Annotated in this window: 1 protein-coding gene; it reads right to left on the bottom strand. The window is 66.6% G+C overall.

The window, feature by feature from the left end:
• Nucleotides 1-505 precede the first annotated feature (505 nt).
• Nucleotides 506-2,104: hypothetical protein (locus tag VGK32_14175; protein ID HEY3382918.1), on the bottom strand; the 1,599-nt coding region annotated here is incomplete at its 5' end.

The following is a 2,104-nucleotide window of genomic DNA, read 5'->3' as shown; positions in this document are numbered from 1 at the left end:
GCGCCGAAGATGCTCAAGGCGGCGTTGAGCCAGTTCCGGCGGTGGCGTGGGTTGTAGGCGGTCAGTAGCTGCCGGCCTCCGCGCCGGGTCGCGAGTTCGAGCTTCCCGGCATCCGTCGACCGACCACTGCCGACCCGGCGGAGACGCCGGCAGCTACTCGCAAGCGACGACCGACCGACACGACCCGGCGGGGACGCCGGCAGCTACCCGCGAGCGACGACCGACCGACACGACCCGGCGGGGACGCCGGCAGCTACCCGCGAGCGACGACCGACCGACACGACCCGGCGGGGACGCCGGCAGCTACTGGTAGGCACTGGCAGCTAGTCAGCCCGCGAGAGCGAGGACGAGGCGCGAGGAAGGTCGCGGCCAAGCAGCGATGAAATGGCGCCGCTGGCAGCTGCCGGCCGAGCCTCCGAATCTGCCGAGGAACCGGGCCAGCAGCGCCGGCCTCCCTCGCCTGCGCAAAGGCCGGCCAGGCTGCTTCGGGCCTGCGGGCTGCGACCTACGGACAGCGGAAAGTCTTCAAGTCGAACCCGGTATTCGCCCGGTTCTTCGGGTCGCGGTGGAACTTGGGCCAAGGCGAGTCGACGTCCAGGCCGTGGCTGTCGGTGATGAAGGAGTAGAGGAAGCCGTCGTCGGCGCCGACGTAGACCACGCCGGGGGCGGAGATGGCTTGGCCGTTGGAGTCGCGGGCGCAGTCGAGGGCGGGGGAGGAGAAGGAGCTGGAGCCCAGCTCAGCGTCCCAGAGGGCGTTGCCCTGGAGGTCGCGGACGAAGAGTTTCTGGTCGGCGGAGGCGATGTAGAGGGCTTGGTCGGAACCGAAGGCTGGGGCGGCACCCAGTGCACCGCTGAGGGTCATCTTGGGCGTCAGCATTGCGGTGGCCGAGAACGTCTCGTCTTCAATGAATAGCCGACCATCCTCTGAGCCAACTGCGACCAGGTCGCCCAGAGCGGTCTTGATTCCGATGGGGTTCCAGAGCGGCGCACCATAGCCGGCGAGAACACCGCCGGTTCCCAAGGACGAGAGGTGGAACATCCCGCCCGAAACCCCAGATGAGCCACCAAGTGCTATTCCCTGGCTCGTGAAGATGGGGTTGGAGGCAATTAGCCCGCCGATTGCTGTGGTCCACGATGGAGTCGGTCCTCCAGCTATCAGGTCAATCGCGCGCAGGTTGCCTGACTTGTCGGCCAGAACGACTTGGGTGTTGTTGCTCACAGCAAATCCCGAGTCAGGGTTCATCGATGCCGTGAAGGACGTGGATGGACACGCCGATGCCGGAGGAACGCCGGGACGGACAATCGAGATTTTCGAACCAGTGGACTGCTTAAAGCCCGCCACAGCTCCCGCGAGCGCCTTGGCGTCGCCGTCGAACATGAACTCCGTGATGGCGATAGCGCCAAGCGACTGCGTGCCACTGGAGCAAATTGGATCGGGGCTCGTGCCGGTTGCGGAACTGTTCGCCGCCCAAACGGCCCCGGCTCCACTCGATAGCCCCGAGACAAATACCGTTTCGACGCTATCCACATCCGCGACTGCGACGCTGGTATCGGTACCTCCACCGGTCTGGAACCACCACTTCACCGTGCCATTCGGATTGAAGACAGCGACCTTTCCACCGAACGTGACCACGTAAACGTCGCCATTCTCGCCAATCGCGGGCGCCGCCTTGATGGACTTGCCGGTCTCCGGGTCCACCTTCCACTTGAACCTCGTCACCGCGACATCCGCCGAGCCCGTCCCCAAGTTCTTCACCGCGTCGCTCGCCGTGACCGTGACCTTCGCCGTGCCCCGGAACGCCTTCATCTCCAGCGCCGCGTTGCCGAGATCGATCTCCGCCTCCGAGCAGTAGCCCGCGGGCATGGTCGCGCACGCGCCGGGCGTCACCGCGAGCTTGCCCCCGGTCGGCCCGGCGACCTCCACCGTCACCGAGCTCGGGTCCAGGTCCGCGTCCGAGGACTTGATCTGCACCCTGACCTTCTCGTTCCGCTTGCGCTCGGTGTCCTTCGTCGCGCTCTTCTCGTCGAGCTCCCGCGCCTCGCGGTTGGGGCCCGGCAACACGGTGACGGTGAGGCTCGGCGCAGTCAGGTCGGCGGTGACGTG

This window comes from Vicinamibacterales bacterium (assembly GCA_036504215.1).
Classification (GTDB): Bacteria; Acidobacteriota; Vicinamibacteria; order Vicinamibacterales; family Fen-181; genus FEN-299.
Note: the sequence above shows the minus strand (reverse complement) of the source record. Positions and strands in the feature narration are given on the sequence as shown.